The sequence below is a fragment of the Labrys neptuniae genome (assembly GCF_040797145.1).
GTDB classification, from domain to species: domain Bacteria; phylum Pseudomonadota; class Alphaproteobacteria; order Rhizobiales; family Labraceae; genus Labrys; species Labrys neptuniae.
Genome location: NZ_JBFNQD010000009.1, coordinates 192,649 through 209,238 on the forward strand (window position 1 = coordinate 192,649; position 16,590 = coordinate 209,238).

Below are 16,590 nucleotides of genomic sequence, written 5' to 3' on the forward strand. Positions count from 1 at the left end.
GAGAACGCGACGCCGGCCAACCCTTCTCCCCGTTCTTACGGGGAGAAGGTGAGGATGAGGGGCAGCACATTGTTTGCAGAACAGGGCGTTGCTTAGCCCCTCACCTTTATCCTCTCCCCGTAAGGACGGGGCGAGGAGGCACCTGCGTCGAGCTTGTTCGGCATCGGATCATCTCGCCCAATCTTTCCCAACCTATGAAAAGCCGTCATGGCCTCAATAGACCTCGGCGTAGCGGCGGCAGATTTCGGCATCCGACCAGGCCGATGTCATCTCGATCTCGCTGCGCTTCATCGCCAGGAAGCCGTGGATGATCTCGGGGTGAAACCAGTCTTGCACGATTGAATCGTGCGTGAAGGCGTCCAATGCGTCGGGCAAGCTCTCGGGAAGGCGGCGCAGGCCGAGGCGCTCGCGTTCGGAGGGCGGCAGCGTGTCGGGATCGTTGGCAATCAAAGGCGGCTGCGCCAGTCCTTCCCGGATTCCCGCCAGCCCGGCGCGGATCATCACGCCGAGAGCCCAATAGGGGCTGGCCGTGTTGTCGGCCGCGCGATATTCGAGATTGAAGGCCTTGGCGATGTTGGCGCCGGGCGTTTCCGCTGTCGGGCAGATGCGTACCGAGGCTTCGCGATTGAGGGCACCGAAAGCCGTGTAGGCCGCGCTCCAGTGATGGGGACGCAGGCGGAAATAGGACACCACGCTCGGTGCCGTCAGCGCCACCAAAGCGGGCATATGCCGGACCAGTCCCGCGACGAACTGGCCGGTGGCTTCCGAGACGCGCCCCGGCCGCGCCGGATCGAAGCTGGCGGGGGTCCCGTCCGCGCTCCGGAAGGAGAAATGGATGTGGAGGCCGTTGCCGACTCCGTCCGGCGTGGATTTGGGCACGAAGGTCGAGCGCAGGCCGCAGCAGCGGGCGACCTCGCGCGTCACTTCCCGGATCACCACGGCCCGATCAGCAGCGGCAACGGCGTCGGCCGGGCCGCAGACGATTTCGAACTGGTCCCGGCCGTATTCGGCGAGCACCATTTCGGGCTCCGCATCGGCTTCGCGCAGGGCAGCCATCAGCAGGGGGCCGAAGGGATCGGCCCGGCGCATCGAGGCCAGCGAGAAGGAGGGCGCATGCTCCCAGGCCGCGCCCTCGATCTGGAATTCCATTTCGAAGGCGGCCGTAACCTTGAGGCCGGTTTCCGCCTCGAAATCGGCAAGCGCCGCCTTCAGGAAGGAGCGCCCGCAGCCATGCCAGGGCGTGCCGTCGAGCGTGGTGATGTCGCACAGGACGCCATTGAGAGGCGTCTTGCCCGGCAGGCCCGAGACCCGGAAGCGGCTGGCCTCGTCTGGCATCAGGCGCAGATCGCCCGCCGATCCCCAGGGATTGTCCGCCGGGATGCTGTCGAACGGCGTCAGGGCCAGGTTCGCCGGCACCCAGCCGCAGCCCTTGCGCATGGCCGCTTCTCCCGCCGCCGCCGGAATCCAGCGCCCGCGCGTCAGGCCGATCATGTCGGTGGTGAGGAGGGCGACGAGTTCGTCGCCGGATAGGTTCTGGTCCTGGCTCATGCCGACAATCCGTTCAGGCGCCGGACCACCTCGTCGGTATCGCTGACCCAGCAATAGCCGCCCATGGCCGAGAGGGCAGCCCGATGCCTCTCTTCCGAATAGGTGCTGCAGGCATCCTGAACCAGTGTGACGAGATAGCCCCGGTCGGCGCCGTCGCGCACCGCCATGTCGACGCACTGGTCGGTGAGCTGGCCGGCGATCACCAGATTATGCGTATCCAAGTTCCTCAGCACATAGTCGATATTGGTGGAGTTGAAGACGCCCGAGGAGGATTTGGGCAGCACGATCTCGTTGTCGATCGGCTGCAATTCGTCGATGACGTCGCCATTGGGATCGTCGACCGCGATGTGGATCGGCGTCAGCTTGTGGTCGAGCGAGCGGTCGCGGCCATCCTTGGTCAGGCTGCGGATGATGGTGTGCAGCACGTTGGCGCCGCCGGCGCGGGCGGCGGCGAGCAGGCGCTGCTGGTTGGGCACGACGAGCTCGCGGTTGCGCTTGTAGAAATAGCTGTCCGGATCGGCGTCGGGATGGGCTGGGTCTCGGCCCGGGATGGTCCAGATCTTCTGCACATCGACGAACAGGATCGAGGTCCTGCCCGGAAGGAAGGCGGAATCCCGGCTGGCGGACGTCGGCATGGGTGGCTCCTCTCAATCGGCCTGTCTTTGTAACGGGAGCCGGAGCGCGCGGATGCGCCCCAACTGGATTGGCGTCAGCTCTTGCTGGGCGCGCCCAGCTCGCCGGCGAGGCGGTTGCCGATGCTGCGCACCATGCTCGGCGCGCACAGCGTGACCAGCAATCCGAGGACGCACCAGCCCAGCGCCAGCACCGGTGCCGCGAAGGGATCGAACGGGCCGACGAGGTTGAAATAGAGCGCGGTTACGATCACGGCCATGCCCAGGACGGGAATGACGAGTTCCCATTTGGGAATGGCGACCTGGCCGCTGAGGATCAGCCTGGTAACGCCGACCTCGACCATCAGATAGACCACCATCAGGCAGACCGAGCCGATGATGGCGAAGTGGAAATAGGCGTCGATGGCGAGGTCCCCCGTGCCGATATTCGGGCGGCCGGTGAGATAGGCGATGAGATCGACGATGGCCGTCACCGCCAGCACCACCCACACGGCATTGCGCGGCTGGCCGTGCCGGCTGTCGAGCGCGCCGAGGATCCGGGGGCCGAAGCCGTCCCGGGACAGGGCGAACAACAGGCGGCTGGCGGTGGCGACGGAGGAAAGATGCGAGCCGAAGGCGGCTAGGACGGCCGAGAAGATCAGGATCAACGCCACCGGCCGGCCGAGATAGGTCTCGGCCAGGGCGCCGAGCGTGTTGCCGGAGCCCTTGAAGGCCGCAAGGCCCGCCGCATCCGTGCCGAAGCCGATGGTCTGGGCGAACATCACGATGACGAAGAGGGCGCCCGTCAGCACGACCGAACCGAGCAAGGCGAGGGGGATGTTGCGCTTGGGATCGTCGGTCTCCTCGCCCAGCGTCGCACAGCCCTCGAAGCCGGCCCAGGACAGGAAGGCGGCCACCACGGCGGCAGCGACAGCCTGGAAGCCGACGCCATCCAGGCTGAAGCTGGAGAAGTCGACATGGGTCGTCGGCGCGCCGCCCTTGGCGAAGATCGTCGCGGTGAGGATGATCATGAAGACGATGCCGATGCCCTCGACCAGCAGCAGGACCTTGGAGATGGTGCGGGTGTCGCGCGTGCTGAAATAGACGGAAAGCAGGGCTCCAGCGAGGGCCGGCACGATCCAGGGCAGCTGGTAGGGCTTGTTCGCGCCGTGCTGCAGGGCGGCCAGCAAGGCGTTCGCGAAGGCGCCCAGTGCCGCCAGCGTGCAGATCGAGAAGAAGACATAGGTGCCGAGCAGGGCAAAACCGGAAAAGAAGCCGGCGCGGGGCCCGACGGTCGCGCCGACCAGGGCATAGGCACTGCCGGCATGGTTGTAGTAGCGGGTCAGCCGGATGAAGCCATAGGCGATCAGCGCCACGCCGACCAGGCCGAAGACGAAGACGAGGGGGATGGCCTTGCCGACGGAATCGATCAGCCCCTGGCCGTTGCCGCCCATCGCCAGGGTCGGTCCCATCAATCCCAGGGAGAGCGCCAGGGCCTCCCACAATTTCAGCTTGCGTGATGTCTTCCCGTCATTCCCGCTCATGCTACCCCACAGTTTCAGGACACGCGGCGCGCCGGCATGGCGTGCGACGAGGCCATGATGTTTTCGGATGGACGACAGCCGTCATTGTTTGCGCGCGGCATGACTGCCGAAGCCACGCGCATTGTGCGGACAGAATTCGTGGAACGCGGAAACGGCAGGCCGGGGACCGGGATCCCCGCGTATCGCTTGCTTTTTCGCACGAGCTGCTTGCTGAAAGCGAAGAAAGCATCGCAGGCCATGCCTGTCAATATTTTTTCATATTTGACGGGCAATCGATATTTATGTCAAAACTCTAACATAACGAGGGCCGCCGATCATGCCTCTGAAAGACCTGCTGACGCAGAGCGGACTCAACCTCACGCCGGCCGAGGGCAAGATCGTGCAGGCCCTGCTGGCCGACTATCCGACCTCAGGCCTGGGGACGGCCTCCAACCTCGCCAAGCGGGCCGGCGTCAGCGATCCGACCGTGGCGCGGCTATCCGCCAAGCTGGGCTTCGAGAGCTTCGCCGATTTGCAGGCCATGCTGATCACCGAAATCGAGGCGAGGCTGCAATCGCCCTTGCTGATGTTCGAAACCAAGCGGACGGCCGGCGACGGCCCGGCCACGGTACAGACCTATCTTCAGTCGGTCGCCCATCGCGTTGCCGAGACCGAAACGGCGGTGCCGGCGCAGAACTACGACCAGGCCGTGGATCTCATCATGGCGGCGAAGGGGCGGGTGCTGCTGCTCGGCGGCCGTTTCAGCCGGCATCTGGCCGGCATCCTCGCGGGCTATCTCGGCCAGTTCCGGGGGCAGGTGACGGACCTCGCGCGCTTTTCGGCCGAAAGCTTCGACCTCCTGCTGGAACTCGGCAGTCGCGACGTGCTGATCGTCTTCGACTACCGCCGCTACCAGACCGACATCGTCCGCTTTGCCACCCAGGCGGCCGAGCGCGGTGTCAGGCTGATCCTGTTCACCGATCAATGGCTGTCGCCGGTGGCTGAAAAGGCCGAGGTTGTCTTCATCGCGCCGAGCGAGGTGAATTCGCCTTATGACACGCTGGTGCCGGCCCTCGCCCAGTTGGAGGCCCTGTCCCTGCACGCCGTCATGCGCAGCGGCGACGCCGTCAAGCGGCGCATCCAGGCGCTTGAGGACATTCGCAGCAGCGTTGGCGTCACGGTCAGCGAAAAGGGCGCGCAACAACCTATCCCCAATGATGTCCAGGACCATTGAATGCCGAATTCCCGGATGCAGCACGAGCCCGCCCTCGACCATGCCGATTGGCCGCCCGCGCTCGAGATCGTCAACCAAGCAGGGCATTCGCCGATCGTGCTGATCTGCGAGCATGCCTCCAACCATATGCCGGCCGAGTATGGCGGGCTGGGCCTGGGGCCGGTGGATCTGGGCCGGCATATCGCCTGGGATGTCGGCGCGGCAGAGGTCACGCGCTATCTGGCGCGCCTGCTCGACGCGCCCGCTTTCCTGGCCGGCTATTCGCGCCTGCTGATCGATTTGAACCGGCCGCTCGGCGCACCGAGCAGCATCCCGTTGGTGTCGGAGGCGACACCGATTCCCGGCAATCACGACCTTGCTCCCGCCGAGCGGGAACGGCGCGAAGCCGTGATGTTCCAACCCTTCCATCGGGGCGTGGCGCACTTTCTCGATGCCCGGCAGGCGCGCGGGGAGGGGAGCGTGATCGTGGCGATCCACTCCTATACCCCGATCTTCCATGGGAAACAGCGCCCCTGGCATGCCGGGGTGCTGTTCGCGCAGGCGGCCTCGATGGGCCAAAAGGTGATCGAGGCGCTGCGTAGCGCGGCACCCGGGCTGCTGGTCGAGGCCAATGTGCCCTATGTCATCGACGGCAACGACTATGCCATCCCGGTGCATGGCGACCAGCGCGGCCATCCGGCCATCCTGATCGAAATACGCAACGACCTGATCGCCACGCCCGATGGGGCGGAGCGCTGGGCCGGCTATCTGGCGGGGGCGCTGTCGGCCTGAGGGGTGCCATTCGCCAGGAAGCGGTCGACCACGCGCTGCAGCAGCGGAGCATAGTCCCGGAAGTCGCGGGTCTGCAGGCCGGCGACCTTGCCGGCCTCGTCCCAGAGCCGGACCCGCACGGCCTCCTTGTAGAAGGGACTGGAGCGGAATTGCGCAATCTCGGTCGCGTTCATCGGGCCGCCCTGCAGCTGTAACGTATGGCGCGAGGCGGGGGAGAGTTTGGCGTCGTAGCTCGGATCGGTGGCGCACAGATAGCGCTTGGCCGCCACATGCAGCCGCACGCATTCGGTGACGACCTTGGGGAAGAAGGGCGCCAGCACCTCGGCGCCGGCATCGTCATGATGCTTGTCCTCGGTGTCGTCGGGCGAATAGGCGCCGAACTCGCTGGTGAAATGGCCGACATCGTGCAGCAAAGCGGCGGCGACCAGTTCGTCGCTGGCGCCTTCCTGCTCGGCGAACCAGGCGCCCTGCAGCATGTGCTCGGCCATGGTCACGGGCTCGCCGAGATATTCCTCGGCGCCCCGCCGCTCGAAGATGTCGGCGAGGAAGGGCACGATGGTGGCGGCGTCGAGAGTTGGCGTGGTCATTCGGCGGCCTCCCGGCGGGTTTCGGCCCGGATGGCCGCGAGGGTGGAGAGCAGGCCGTCCTTGTCGGCATAGCAACCCTGGAGCCAGCGCTTGCCGCTGCCCGAGAAAGCCTTGCGGGCATGCATGACGCGGGTGTTGTCGACGATGAAGAGTTCGCCCGGCCTGAGCTTGAAGCTCACTTCCATGGCGGGATCTTCCAGGATCTCGGCAAAGAGCCGATAGGCGGCATAGAAGGCGGCCATTTCCTCATAGGGTATGTCGGTGAAGGCGGCGGCCGAGCGGTTGTTGAAGCGGATGGCGATCATCTCGCCATCGGGGCCGAGTTCGATGAAGGGACGCTTGGAGCGCAGGCACACGCCCGAGGAGCCGGCATATTCGAAGCGCACGGCATGGCGGCTCAGCAAGTCGAAAGCCTTGGGATCCTCGGCCTGCAGGCGCCTGGCCACGGCGAAGCCGTCGACCACGATGGAATCGCCGCCCTCGACGGAGTTTTCCAGGCAGGCCAGCAATTGCAGCGTCGGCACCGGGTCGCGATAGGGATTGTCGGTATGGGCCTGCAGGCCGAGATTGGTGTAAGCGAGGTTGGTCGGGTTGACCTCGGCCCGTACCTCGAACCAGCGGCCATAATTGGTCTCGCGCACATAGCCGAACAGGTCGGCGACCTCGCACAATCCGCCCGAATGGGTCGGCATATCAGTCACCACGGCAAAGCCGAAACGCTGCACCGCGCCGAGCCAGGCGCCGAGCGCGGCCCGGTCCTGGCGCAGACGGTCATAAGAGGCGGTGGGAACCTGGCCCTGCAGGCCGGCGTCCCAGGGCTCGATCTCAGGGCCGAGCCAGCCATTCCCGGCGGGAGCCGGCTTGTCGTAGCCGTGCTCGCGCAGCCAGAAGGCCGGAAACACGGCCTGGTGCTGCTCGGGGGCGAAGGTGATGGCGATATCGCCCCCGACGGTGAGTTCGGCCGAGGCGATCACGGTATCGGCCGGAATGTCGAGCACCGTGATCAGGCGCTGGCCGTTGGCGCTGCTGCGGGTGCGGGGATCGAGGGCATTGTCGCGCAGCCAGATCGCGTGGAAGCGAGCGCTTTCGCCATCGCTCCAGCACACACGCAGGGCACGCCCTTTGTCCAGGATTTCAATTGTTTCCGCCGTCATCGCATGGCCTCCCATCTGGATCGCGACCATTGTGCGAGAGCATCTGCCATCGTACAAATAATGAAAAATGTGCAGATGACATCATTTCCATTATGGCAGAATCATCCCACCTTCCGCCGCTCGCCTGGCTGCGCACCTTCGAAGCCTGTGCCCGCCACCTCAATTTCACGGCGGCCGGCGAGGAGCTCGGCCTGACCCAGGCCGCGGTCAGCCAGCATATCCGCAACCTGGAGGCCGAACTCGGCGCCGCGCTGTTCACGCGCCAGCGGCGGGGCGTGGAATTGACGGCGGAGGCCGGCGCCTATCTGCCCCATATCCAGGGGGTGTTCAGGGCGCTTGCACGCAGCACCACAGAATTGTTCGGTCGGCGCGGCGGCCAGACGGTCGACCTGCGTTGCCCGATCTCCTTTGCCCTGCTCTGGCTGGCGCCGCGTGTCCCGGCCTTTGCCGCCGCCTTTCCGCAGATCCGCCTGGCGCTATCGACGGTGCATGTCCCTGCCGATTATGCCGATGATCGCGATGGCTTCGACATCCGCTTCGGCATCGGTGCCTTCGAGGGGCGCGACAGCCATCGCCTGACCTGGGAACGTCTGGTGCCGGCGGCGGCGCCTGCACTGCTGGGAGGTCTGCCGGATCTCCGGCACTGGACACGCCTGCCCCTGCTCTCGGTCGCCGGCGGCCGGGAGATGTGGCCGGACTGGTTCGCCCGGGCCGGCATCGGGGCGCCGGGCCGGCCAGCCTTGGTCTTCGACAGTTTCGTGGTGGCGCTGGAAGCAGCCAAGGCCGGAGCGGGGGTGGTACTGGCCTCGCGGCCCCTGGCGGATGCGACCCTGGCGGAAGGCCTGCTCCGGTCGCTGTCGGACATCGAGCTTGCCGGCGAGCGCGGCCATTTCGTCACCAGCCCGGCCGGGCGGGCGCTCGCACCGCATGAGCAGGCCGTACTGGACTGGATCCTGCACGAGGCAAGGCCCCGGGCCTGAGCGCGTCAGGAAAGGGCGGTCCGCAGGCCCCTGTTGTCTTCGCGAGCTTCCCAGGACGGTCCGGTCGGCCCGCCAGAGCGAGACGTGCCGCCGGGAGGCTTCGTATCCAGATTGCCGGGCACTTTCGTGGAGGCGAACGGGTCGCCCGACCGGCCATTGCCGACCCAGTCGGTGAATTGCAGGAGCTGGGCGAGGCTGGCAGGGCCTGGACCTGCCGGCAGCCAGCGGCGCAATTCATAGGGATTGACCGTCATGTAGCGGACCGTGAAACCTTGCGCCTTGCCCGCCTCGCGCCAATCGGCCACCAGACGCAGCCAATCCGCATAAGGTATATGCAGAGACAATAATTCTTCGAGGAACGGGTAATGTGTTCTCGTAACTCGGGGAAGAAACAGGAAATGCATAGTATTCCCCCGTAGATTTGAGAGACGATTCGAACTTATCTGTCGGGCAGCATACCCCGTAATTTCCTACCTCTGAAAGTTGCCCAGACGGATTAGAGAATTAAACCGTTCGCTTAATACTTGTTGGTTATAGTGGTGTGGCGCTTTGCGGCGCCATGATAGTCAACGGTATTAAGTTGCGAGGAGATCCGCGACCTGGAGTTGTGCCCAGGCGGCGCGGCAGGGCCCGCCGGCCCGAATCACGGCCCCGGCGCCGGAGCTCGCAGGCCGGATGGTTGCGACAGTAACGACCATGAAAAGACGATCATCGCGCTGGCGCGAACGCTTTCTCTACTGAGCATGGATCTGTTCCAATGCTTTGTTTCGATGTGTTTTGGTGAGGCCTGCCGAACGCGATGAACCCCGGAGCAAAACGCGTTCAAGTGCGGGCGCTCGCTTGCTCTAACTCTCTGGTTCGACGCGTCTTTGCGGCTGTTGATGATTCCATCAAATCGCAAAACGCTCCGGGGGGCTTTAGGCGGACGGTGCGGGCATGCTATCGGGAGGGCCGCCCGCTGCCCACCCAGGAGGCTTCCGTTGCCGATCGATCTCAATGGACTTGGAAACCTGTTCATCCTCTATGGCATCAACTGCCTGGGGGCCCTCGTGATCATGCTGGTCGGCTGGTGGGCCGCCGGTATGCTGGAGCGTCTGACGACCAGGGCCCTCACCGCGACATCGCGCATGGATCCGATCGTCACCGCCTTCCTGTCGAGCCTGGTGCGCTACGGCGTGCTGGTGCTGATCTTCATCCTGATCCTGCAGGTGATCGGCATCCAGGCCACCAGCCTCGTCGCCGTGCTGGGTGCCGCTTCGCTGGCCATCGGCCTGGCTTTGCAGGGCACGCTTTCCAACATGGCGGCCGGCGTGATGCTGCTGCTGTTCCGGCCTTTCCAGCTCGGCGACAGCATCGAGGTGGCCGGTAAGGCCGGCACGGTCAAGAACCTCAACCTGTTCATGACCGAACTCGCCAGCGGCGACAATGTGCAGGTTCTGATTCCGAACGGGCAGGTCTGGGGCTCTCCGATCACCAATGTCTCGGCCTATCCCACCCGCAGCGTCAATGTGAAGGTGCCCGTGCCCTATGGCGGCAATGCCGAGGCGGTGTCGGGAGCGATCCGCGATTTCCTCAGCCGCGACGGCCGGGTGCTGCCGCTGCCGGCAGCCTCGATCGTGTTGTCCGGCTTCACCGAAAAGGGCGTCGACATCGCCGTCCAGGCCTGGGCCAAGGCCGGCGATGCCAATGACCTCAAGGCCGAGATCCTGCAGCGGGCCTCGACGGCCCTGGAGGCCGCCGCATCCGCGGCCTGATCGCTCGCTCCGCGATCACTTCTGCGCAGCGCGCCGTTCGGCGACGCGCGAGAGCGCAGCCCAGTCGAGATGGCCTTCGCCATGGGCGAGGGCGTCGAGATGGTTGTCGCGCAGCACGCCGGCGAAGGGCAGGGGCACGTTGACGGCATCGGCCGCCTCGAGAGCGAGGCGCACATCCTTCAGGCCGAGCGAGAGCTTGAAGCCGGCGGGCTCGAAGCGCTCCTCCGCAATGGCGGCGCCATAGCCCTTATAGGGCGGTGCGGCGAAGATGGTGGAGGTCAGCATCTCCAGGAAGGCGGTTTTGGCGACGCCGTGGCCCGCTGCCAGCGTCGACGCCTCGGCCATGGTCTCGATGGCGCTGGCGATCATGAAATTGGCGGCGAGCTTCACGGCAGCCGCCTGCTCGGGCCGGTCGCCGAAGCGCCAGGTCTTCTGGCCCAGCACGTCGAACAGCGGCTGCACGCGGTCGAGTTGGGCGACATCGCCGGCCGCCAGGATGTTGAGCTGGCCGGCCTCCGCCACATTCACGCGCCCGAGCACCGGGGCGGCGACATAGGAGAGGCTGCGGGCCGCATGCTCGGCGGCGATGTCGCGGGTGAAGGCGACCGAGACGGTCGCCATATTCACGACGACAGCCCCCTTGCCGAGGGCGTCCAGCGCGCCCTGGGCAAGCAGGACGTCCCGGCTCGCCGCGTCATCGGCCAGCATGGCGATCAGCACCTCGGCGCCATCGGCCGCATCGGCCGGCGCGGCGGCCGGCTCGGCTCCCAGTGCCGCGAGGCGGGCAACCGGCTCCTGCGAGCGATTCCAGACCCGCACGCGGTGGCCTGCCTTGACCAGATTGGCGGCCATGGGAAAACCCATGGTGCCCAGACCGAGAAAACCGACTTGCATGATGGAGACTCCTTATTTGGAAATGATCGTTTCCGAATTGGCCAAAAAAATCAGTCGAGCACTTTCAGCGCGAGATCCGTGATATCGGCCATGTCGTCATGCCGGCGGCCGGTCTTGCCGATCACGCGCATGCCGAGCAGGACGCACAGGAGGGTGCGCGCCGCCTGATGGGCCCCGAGATGCGGATTGACGGAGCCATCTGCCTGCCCCTGCCGGATCAACCCGATCAACAGCGCCTCGTTGCGGCGCAGGGCCAGCGAGACCAGTTCGGAGAGGTCCTCGTCGAAGGTCACCAATTCGACGGCGCTGCCGACGACCAGGCAACCGCGGCGGCCTTCGAGATCATGGGCGGAATCGACATAGAAATCGAGCACGGCGCGCAGCCTTTCGCGGCCGGTGGCCAGGCCTTGGATGCGGCCGCGCAGGCCGGTATTGCGCAGCGAGGTATAGCGCTCAAGCGCTGCCACGAAGATGGCGCGCTTGTCCTTGAAGGCCTTGTAGAGGCTGCCTGCGGTCAGATCCATCGCCTTGGCGAGATCGGCGATCGAGGCGGCATGATAGCCGCGCTCGCGAAAGGCGAGGATGGCCTTGTCGAGCGCGGCGTCGAGATCGAACTCCCGGGGGCGGCCAGCCTGGCGCGGGGAATCGGTGAGGGAAATGGACATGCAGCGAGATTAGGAAATGATCGTTTCCTAATCAAGCGCCCCAATGAAGTGAAGAGGCGGACAGGATGTCCGCGGTCCCAGCCATATCGTTTCCGGCGCGACACCGACAAGGCTCGCACGTGAACGGCCACGGCTGAGACCGCGGACGTCTCGTCCGCCTCTTGCCGCTTCAGCCCGTGACGGCCCCTTCACTGGCCGGGCGGGCCAGCGCCGCGAACTTGGCGAGCACGCCGCGGGTATAGCGCGGGGCGGGCTGGCGCCAGGCGGCGCGGCGCTTGGCGAGCTCGGCCTCGTCGACTTCCAGCTGCAAGCTCTGGCGGCGGGCATCGATGGTGATGGTGTCGCCTTCCTGGACCAGGGCGATGGTGCCGCCCTCATAGGCCTCCGGCGTGACATGGCCGACCACCATGCCCCAGGTGCCGCCCGAGAAGCGCCCGTCGGTGATCAGGCCGACGCTGTCGCCGAGGCCGCGGCCGATGATGGCCGAGGTCGGCGCCAGCATTTCCGGCATGCCCGGCCCGCCCTTGGGGCCGAGATAGCGCAGCACCACGACATCGCCGGGCTTGATCGCGTCCGATAGAATCGCGTCCATCGCCGACTTCTCGTCGTCGAAAACCCTGGCAGGGCCGCTGATATAGGGGCTCTTCAGGCCAGTGATCTTGGCAACGGCGCCGCCCTCGGCGAGATTGCCCTTGAGGATGGCCAGATGCCCTTCGCGATAGATCGCCTTGTCGATCGGGCGGATGACGTCCTGGTCGGCGCGCGGCTCGTCCGGCACCTGCGCCAATTCCTCGGCCAGGGTACGCCCCGTGATGGTGAGGCAATCGCCGTGGAGGAGGCCGGCATTGAGCAGGAGCTTGAGCACCTGCGGCACGCCGCCGGCCTTGTGCAGGTCGACCGCCATGTATTTGCCCGACGGCTTGAGGTCGCAGAACACCGGCACCTTGCGGCGCATGCGCTCGAAATCGTCGAGCGTCCATTCCACTTCGGCGGCATGGGCGATGGCGAGGTAATGCAGCACGGCATTGGTCGAGCCGCCGGTCGCCATGATCAGCGCCACCGCGTTCTCGATCGCCTTGCGGGTGACGATGTCGCGCGGCTTGATGCCCTTCTTCACCGCTTCCACCAGCACGCGGCCGGCCTCGGCGGCGCTGTCGATGATCTCCTGGTCGGGATTGGCCATGTTGGCCGAATTGAGCAGGGACATGCCGAGCGCCTCGAAAGAGGAACTCATGGTGTTGGCCGTGTACATGCCGCCGCAGGAGCCGGTGGTGGGGCAGGCATTGCGCTCGATGCCGTCGAAATCCTCCTGGCTCATCGTGCCGGCCATGAAGGAGCCGACCGCCTCGAAAGCGGAGACGATGGACAGGTCCTGACCCTTCCAGCGGCCGGGCTTGATGGTGCCGCCATAGACATAGATCGCCGGGGCATTGGCGCGCAGGATGCCGATCATGCCGCCGGGCATGTTCTTGTCGCAGCCGCCGAGCACCAGCACGCCGTCCATCCATTGCCCCTGCACGGAGGTCTCGACGCAATCGGCGATGACCTCGCGCGAGACCAGCGAATATTTCATGCCTTCGGTGCCCATCGACATGCCGTCCGAGATGGTGGGCGTGCCGAAGAGCTGCGGATTGCCGCCGGCTTGCTTGATGGCGGCCGCAGCCGCGTCGGCCAGCGGCTGCAGGCCGGCATTGCAGGGCGTGATGGTGGAATGGCCGTTGGCGATGCCGATCATCGGCTTGGCGAAATCGGCCTTCTCGTAGCCGAGGGCGTAATACATGGCCCGGTTGGGGGAGCGGGCGACGCCCTCCGTGATGTGCCGGGAGCGTTCGTTGATCGGCATGGGATCCTCCATTGGCGGGCAAGCCGCATTCAAAATCCCGCCCATGCTAGAGCTGTTCCAATCGTTGGTAAAATATATGTTTCTGGCTATATTAGGTCGAAAAATATATTAATGATCGATGCTACCTCATCGTGGAAGAAGACCATGGATCTGCGGCAGCTGCGCTATTTCCTCACCGTGGCGGAGGAGCTGCATTTCGGTCGAGCCGCCGAGCGACTGGCGATGACGCAGCCGCCGCTCAGCCAGGCCATCCAGGCGCTGGAGGCCGAACTCGGCGTCAGGCTGTTCGTCCGCACCAAGCGCCATGTCGCACTCACGCCGGTCGGGCGCGAATGGCAGCTGCATGCAAGGCGGGTGCTGGAGGACGCCAATGCCTTGCCGGAGATTGCCCGCCGCCTCTCGCGCGGGGAGGCGGGCCTGCTGCGGCTCGCCTTCGTCTCGACCGCCGACTACAGCCTGCTGCCTGACATGGTCAGCGCTTTCCGGGAGCGATACCCGGCCGTGCAACTGGCCCTCATGGAAATGACCAGCGACCTCCAGGTCGAGGCGCTGCTGGAAGGGACGATCGATGTCGGCATGGTGATCGCCTCTTCGCGCACGAGCCTGCCTGCGGCGCTCGACTACCGGCCGCTGCTGCGCGAACCGCTGGTCGCGGCCGTGCCCGAGGCCTGGATCGAGCGGAGGCGCGTGGGGTTCGCGGGACAGGCACTGCCGATCGACGCCCTGATGGCGGCGCCCCTGATCCTGTTTCCGCGGCGCAGCGCGCCGGCTTTCCATGACCTCGTCTCCGGCTATTATGCCGCCCATGGCGCGCTGCTGCCGGTCAGGCAGGAGGCGATCCAGATGCAGACGATCATCAGCCTCGTCTCGGCCGGCATGGGGCTGGCGCTGGTGCCGCAGTCGTTGCGGCGCCTGCAGCGCCAGGGCGTGCGCTATCTGGCCTTGCGCGATGCTGCGCCCGTGATCGAGACCGGGCTGGCCTGGCGTCACGGCGATGGCGCGCCGGCCTTGCGGCGTTTCCTGGACGTTGCGGAAAAGCAAGCAAGCGGGAAGGAAGTCATCTGAATGTCCGTCATCATCCGACGCCTCGGCCCCGCTGATGGCGACGATTATCGAACCATTCGCCTCGCCGCGCTCGCCACGGCGCCGGAGGCGTTCGGCAGCACCTATGCGGCCGAGGTCGTCAGGCCGGCAGCCGCCTTCGCCGAGCGGCTGTCGCAGGCCGTGGTGTTCGGCGCCTATGGGGACGGTCAGATCGTTGGCATGGCCGGCTATCGACGCCATGACGGCCTCAAGGACCAGCACAAGGGCAGCGTCTGGGGCGTTTATGTCGAGCCGCGCTGGCGAGGGCAGGGTGTCGCCGGCGCGCTGATGGAAGCGGTGATCGAGGTCGCCCGCGGCGAGGTGGAGCAACTCCTCCTCGCTGTCGTCCAAGGCAATGATGGCGCTCTGGCGCTCTATCGCCGGCTCGGCTTCGAGGTCTATGGCGTGGAGCCGCGGGCGCTCAAGGCCGGGAACACCTATCTCGACGAGGCGCTGATGGTGCTTTTTCTTAAGCGCTGAGGGCTGCGCCGATACCCTATCCGGCCGGGAATTTCCTGGTTATAACCGATGTGTGGGCACCGCCTCACCGATTTCAACATGGAAGCGTGGAACCGTTCCGGCACCGCCCGAACAGGGGCTGCACGCTCCAAAGATCGAGGTTGAGCGATGAACGACATCGCCCCACACGGCATCCGCTTCGGGCGGATCGCCGCCATGCTGCCCGTCAAGGACATCCGGCGCGCCCATGATTTCTACGTCGGCGTCCTCGGCTTCGCCAAGACCTTCGAAAACGGCAATCCCGTCGGCTTCATGATACTCAAGCGCGACGATGCGGAACTGCATCTGACGCTGCAGCCGGGCCACAAGGCGCCGCCCTTCAACGTGGCGCATCTGATGGTCGATGATGCCGATGCGCTCCATGCCCTGTGCGAGGCCAATGGGCGGCGGATCATCAAACGCCTGCAGAACAAGGATTACGGCCTGCGAGCCTTCGTTTTCGAGGATCCCGACGGCAACCGCATCGATGTCGGGCAGCGCCTGTAACAGGTCGCAGGAATCGGGTTGCCGGCCCGCGGCCGGCAACGCACTCTCGCGCCTTTCGAGGCAGGACGAGCTGGCATGCATGCGTGGAGCGAGGACGAGGACTGGGCCGAGGCGGGCTCGAGGCGCGAACAGGAGGTGCGCGAGGCGCTGATTCGCGCGGTGGAGGAAACCCCGCCCCAACTCAAGGGGCGCGACCTCCTCAAGGCTGATTGGATCGACACGCCCATCGGCGCCATGCTTGCAGTCGGCGATCGCCACGCTTTGCATCTCGTCGAGTTCTTCGATCGCAAGGCCCTGCCGGGCGAGTTGGCGCGCCTGCGCAAGGCGGCACGCTCGGCCATCGCCTTCGGGCGATCGGCGGCGATCGACGGCATCGAGGCCGAGCTGGCCGCTTATTTTGCCGGCCGCTCGCCAGTCTTCACCACGCCGCTCGCCATGCATGGCTCGGAGTTCACCAGGCAGGTCTGGCAGGGATTGAGGCGGATTCCGGCCGGCATCTGCCTGTCCTATGCCACCTTGGCCGGAAGCCTGGAGCGCCCGTCCGCCTTCCGCGCCGTGGCCCGGGCCAATGGCGCCAATCCGTTCGCCATCGTCGTGCCCTGCCACCGCCTGGTCGGCTCCGACGGAGCGCTCACCGGCTATGGCGGCGGCATCTGGCGCAAACGCTGGCTGATCGATCACGAAAAGCGCTGGGCTTGATTGCGAAAGGGCTGGGAGCGCGGGTTGAACGTCCATCGGTGTTGGGACGAAGGATTGGGCGAGATGATCGGATGCCGGTGACACTCGACGTGTGTGCCCCCTCGCCCCGTTCTTACGGGGAGAGGATAGAGGTGAGGGGTTACGCAAAGCGCTCAATTCCATGATGTCGCGCCGCCCCTCATCCTCACCTTCTCCCCGTAAGAACGGGGCGAAGGAGGCGGCTGGCGTCGCGTCTTTCG

At 65.9% G+C, this 16,590-nt stretch carries 17 protein-coding genes; 8 read left to right on the forward strand and 9 right to left on the reverse strand.

Features of this window, described 5'->3' with window-relative positions:
- Nucleotides 1–213 precede the first annotated feature (213 nt).
- The 3 genes from ABXS05_RS23665 to ABXS05_RS23675 all read right to left on the reverse strand — a co-directional run bounded on the left by ABXS05_RS23665 (nucleotide 214) and on the right by ABXS05_RS23675 (nucleotide 3,703).
- Nucleotides 214–1,548, reverse strand: a complete 1,335-nt coding sequence (locus ABXS05_RS23665; protein WP_367625580.1) for a type I glutamate--ammonia ligase — start codon at nucleotides 1,546–1,548, stop codon at nucleotides 214–216.
- Nucleotides 1,545–2,183 carry a cysteine hydrolase family protein gene (locus tag ABXS05_RS23670; RefSeq protein ID WP_068290711.1) on the reverse strand — a complete coding sequence of 213 codons (639 nt, stop codon included), beginning with the start codon at nucleotides 2,181–2,183 and terminating at the stop codon, nucleotides 1,545–1,547. The genes ABXS05_RS23665 and ABXS05_RS23670 overlap by 4 nt, the downstream gene beginning before the upstream one ends.
- Before the next feature lie 74 nt (nucleotides 2,184–2,257).
- Nucleotides 2,258–3,703, reverse strand: a complete 1,446-nt coding sequence (locus ABXS05_RS23675) for an APC family permease (RefSeq protein ID WP_367625581.1) — start codon at nucleotides 3,701–3,703, stop codon at nucleotides 2,258–2,260.
- Between the two features lie 316 nt (nucleotides 3,704–4,019).
- On the opposite strand from ABXS05_RS23675, the gene ABXS05_RS23680 reads away from it, so the two are divergent.
- On the forward strand, nucleotides 4,020–4,916 hold the full coding sequence (locus ABXS05_RS23680; RefSeq protein ID WP_311943835.1) for a MurR/RpiR family transcriptional regulator: 897 nt from the start codon (nucleotides 4,020–4,022) through the stop codon (nucleotides 4,914–4,916).
- On the forward strand, nucleotides 4,917–5,687 hold the full coding sequence (locus tag ABXS05_RS23685; RefSeq protein WP_367625582.1) for an N-formylglutamate amidohydrolase: 771 nt from the start codon (nucleotides 4,917–4,919) through the stop codon (nucleotides 5,685–5,687).
- Here the strand turns inward: ABXS05_RS23685 and tmpB are convergent.
- Together tmpB and tmpA are read right to left on the reverse strand one after the other, a co-directional pair.
- Nucleotides 5,660–6,274, reverse strand: a complete 615-nt coding sequence (tmpB, locus tag ABXS05_RS23690) for a (R)-1-hydroxy-2-trimethylaminoethylphosphonate oxygenase (protein ID WP_367625583.1) — start codon at nucleotides 6,272–6,274, stop codon at nucleotides 5,660–5,662. The two genes, ABXS05_RS23685 and tmpB, sit on opposite strands and share 28 nt — an antisense overlap.
- The gene (gene tmpA, locus ABXS05_RS23695; RefSeq protein ID WP_367625584.1) at nucleotides 6,271–7,428 is read right to left on the reverse strand and encodes a 2-trimethylaminoethylphosphonate dioxygenase; all 1,158 of its coding nucleotides are present in this window, start codon (nucleotides 7,426–7,428) and stop codon (nucleotides 6,271–6,273) included. Before tmpA ends, tmpB begins: the two co-directional genes overlap by 4 nt.
- A 92-nt stretch (nucleotides 7,429–7,520) precedes the next feature.
- On the opposite strand from tmpA, the gene ABXS05_RS23700 reads away from it, so the two are divergent.
- Nucleotides 7,521–8,408: a LysR family transcriptional regulator gene (locus tag ABXS05_RS23700; protein ID WP_367625585.1), complete on the forward strand. Its 888-nt coding sequence runs from the start codon at nucleotides 7,521–7,523 to the stop codon at nucleotides 8,406–8,408.
- A gap of 5 nt (nucleotides 8,409–8,413) precedes the next feature.
- Here the strand turns inward: ABXS05_RS23700 and ABXS05_RS23705 are convergent, their stop codons facing one another.
- Nucleotides 8,414–8,752, reverse strand: a complete 339-nt coding sequence (locus tag ABXS05_RS23705) for a hypothetical protein (protein WP_367625586.1) — start codon at nucleotides 8,750–8,752, stop codon at nucleotides 8,414–8,416.
- A gap of 636 nt (nucleotides 8,753–9,388) precedes the next feature.
- On the opposite strand from ABXS05_RS23705, the gene ABXS05_RS23710 reads away from it, so the two are divergent.
- Nucleotides 9,389–10,162, forward strand: a complete 774-nt coding sequence (locus ABXS05_RS23710) for a mechanosensitive ion channel family protein (protein WP_311943846.1) — start codon at nucleotides 9,389–9,391, stop codon at nucleotides 10,160–10,162.
- Nucleotides 10,163–10,177: 15 nt separating this feature from the next.
- On the opposite strand, the gene ABXS05_RS23715 is transcribed toward ABXS05_RS23710, so the two are convergent.
- From ABXS05_RS23715 to ilvD, 3 genes are all read right to left on the reverse strand, one after another.
- Nucleotides 10,178–11,056 carry an NAD(P)-dependent oxidoreductase gene (locus ABXS05_RS23715; protein WP_367625587.1) on the reverse strand — a complete coding sequence of 293 codons (879 nt, stop codon included), beginning with the start codon at nucleotides 11,054–11,056 and terminating at the stop codon, nucleotides 10,178–10,180.
- A gap of 50 nt (nucleotides 11,057–11,106) precedes the next feature.
- Nucleotides 11,107–11,721 (reverse strand): TetR/AcrR family transcriptional regulator, encoded by a 615-nt coding sequence (locus ABXS05_RS23720; RefSeq protein ID WP_367625588.1) that lies wholly within the window; start codon nucleotides 11,719–11,721, stop codon nucleotides 11,107–11,109.
- 169 nt (nucleotides 11,722–11,890) lie between these two features.
- Complete coding sequence (gene ilvD / locus ABXS05_RS23725; RefSeq protein WP_367625590.1) at nucleotides 11,891–13,564, reverse strand: dihydroxy-acid dehydratase; 1,674 nt, start codon at nucleotides 13,562–13,564, stop codon at nucleotides 11,891–11,893.
- A gap of 144 nt (nucleotides 13,565–13,708) precedes the next feature.
- On the opposite strand from ilvD, the gene ABXS05_RS23730 reads away from it, so the two are divergent.
- The 4 genes from ABXS05_RS23730 (at nucleotide 13,709) to ABXS05_RS23745 (ending at nucleotide 16,351) form a co-directional block, all read left to right on the forward strand.
- Complete coding sequence (locus tag ABXS05_RS23730; RefSeq protein WP_367625591.1) at nucleotides 13,709–14,629, forward strand: LysR substrate-binding domain-containing protein; 921 nt, start codon at nucleotides 13,709–13,711, stop codon at nucleotides 14,627–14,629.
- Nucleotides 14,630–15,127, forward strand: a complete 498-nt coding sequence (locus tag ABXS05_RS23735) for a GNAT family N-acetyltransferase (RefSeq protein WP_311943854.1) — start codon at nucleotides 14,630–14,632, stop codon at nucleotides 15,125–15,127.
- Between the two features lie 147 nt (nucleotides 15,128–15,274).
- Nucleotides 15,275–15,652: a glyoxalase superfamily protein gene (locus ABXS05_RS23740; protein WP_311943855.1), complete on the forward strand. Its 378-nt coding sequence runs from the start codon at nucleotides 15,275–15,277 to the stop codon at nucleotides 15,650–15,652.
- Between the two features lie 75 nt (nucleotides 15,653–15,727).
- On the forward strand, nucleotides 15,728–16,351 hold the full coding sequence (locus tag ABXS05_RS23745; protein WP_415087300.1) for a methylated-DNA--[protein]-cysteine S-methyltransferase: 624 nt from the start codon (nucleotides 15,728–15,730) through the stop codon (nucleotides 16,349–16,351).
- The last annotated feature ends 239 nt before the right edge of the window (nucleotides 16,352–16,590 follow it).

What these genes read in the sequence shown, in the direction of transcription:
- ABXS05_RS23665 (WP_367625580.1), bottom strand. Translation starts at nt 1,548, where the DNA reads ATGAGCCAGGACCAGAACCTATCCGGCGACGAACTCGTCGCCCTCCTC.
- ABXS05_RS23670 (WP_068290711.1), bottom strand. Translation starts at nt 2,183, where the DNA reads ATGCCGACGTCCGCCAGCCGGGATTCCGCCTTCCTTCCGGGCAGGACC.
- ABXS05_RS23675 (WP_367625581.1), bottom strand. Translation starts at nt 3,703, where the DNA reads ATGAGCGGGAATGACGGGAAGACATCACGCAAGCTGAAATTGTGGGAG.
- ABXS05_RS23680 (WP_311943835.1), top strand. Translation starts at nt 4,020, where the DNA reads ATGCCTCTGAAAGACCTGCTGACGCAGAGCGGACTCAACCTCACGCCG.
- ABXS05_RS23685 (WP_367625582.1), top strand. Translation starts at nt 4,917, where the DNA reads ATGCCGAATTCCCGGATGCAGCACGAGCCCGCCCTCGACCATGCCGAT.
- tmpB (WP_367625583.1), bottom strand. Translation starts at nt 6,274, where the DNA reads ATGACCACGCCAACTCTCGACGCCGCCACCATCGTGCCCTTCCTCGCC.
- tmpA (WP_367625584.1), bottom strand. Translation starts at nt 7,428, where the DNA reads ATGACGGCGGAAACAATTGAAATCCTGGACAAAGGGCGTGCCCTGCGT.
- ABXS05_RS23700 (WP_367625585.1), top strand. Translation starts at nt 7,521, where the DNA reads ATGGCAGAATCATCCCACCTTCCGCCGCTCGCCTGGCTGCGCACCTTC.
- ABXS05_RS23715 (WP_367625587.1), bottom strand. Translation starts at nt 11,056, where the DNA reads ATGCAAGTCGGTTTTCTCGGTCTGGGCACCATGGGTTTTCCCATGGCC.
- ABXS05_RS23720 (WP_367625588.1), bottom strand. Translation starts at nt 11,721, where the DNA reads ATGTCCATTTCCCTCACCGATTCCCCGCGCCAGGCTGGCCGCCCCCGG.
- ilvD (WP_367625590.1), bottom strand. Translation starts at nt 13,564, where the DNA reads ATGCCGATCAACGAACGCTCCCGGCACATCACGGAGGGCGTCGCCCGC.
- ABXS05_RS23730 (WP_367625591.1), top strand. Translation starts at nt 13,709, where the DNA reads ATGGATCTGCGGCAGCTGCGCTATTTCCTCACCGTGGCGGAGGAGCTG.
- ABXS05_RS23735 (WP_311943854.1), top strand. Translation starts at nt 14,630, where the DNA reads ATGTCCGTCATCATCCGACGCCTCGGCCCCGCTGATGGCGACGATTAT.
- ABXS05_RS23740 (WP_311943855.1), top strand. Translation starts at nt 15,275, where the DNA reads ATGAACGACATCGCCCCACACGGCATCCGCTTCGGGCGGATCGCCGCC.
- ABXS05_RS23745 (WP_415087300.1), top strand. Translation starts at nt 15,728, where the DNA reads ATGCATGCGTGGAGCGAGGACGAGGACTGGGCCGAGGCGGGCTCGAGG.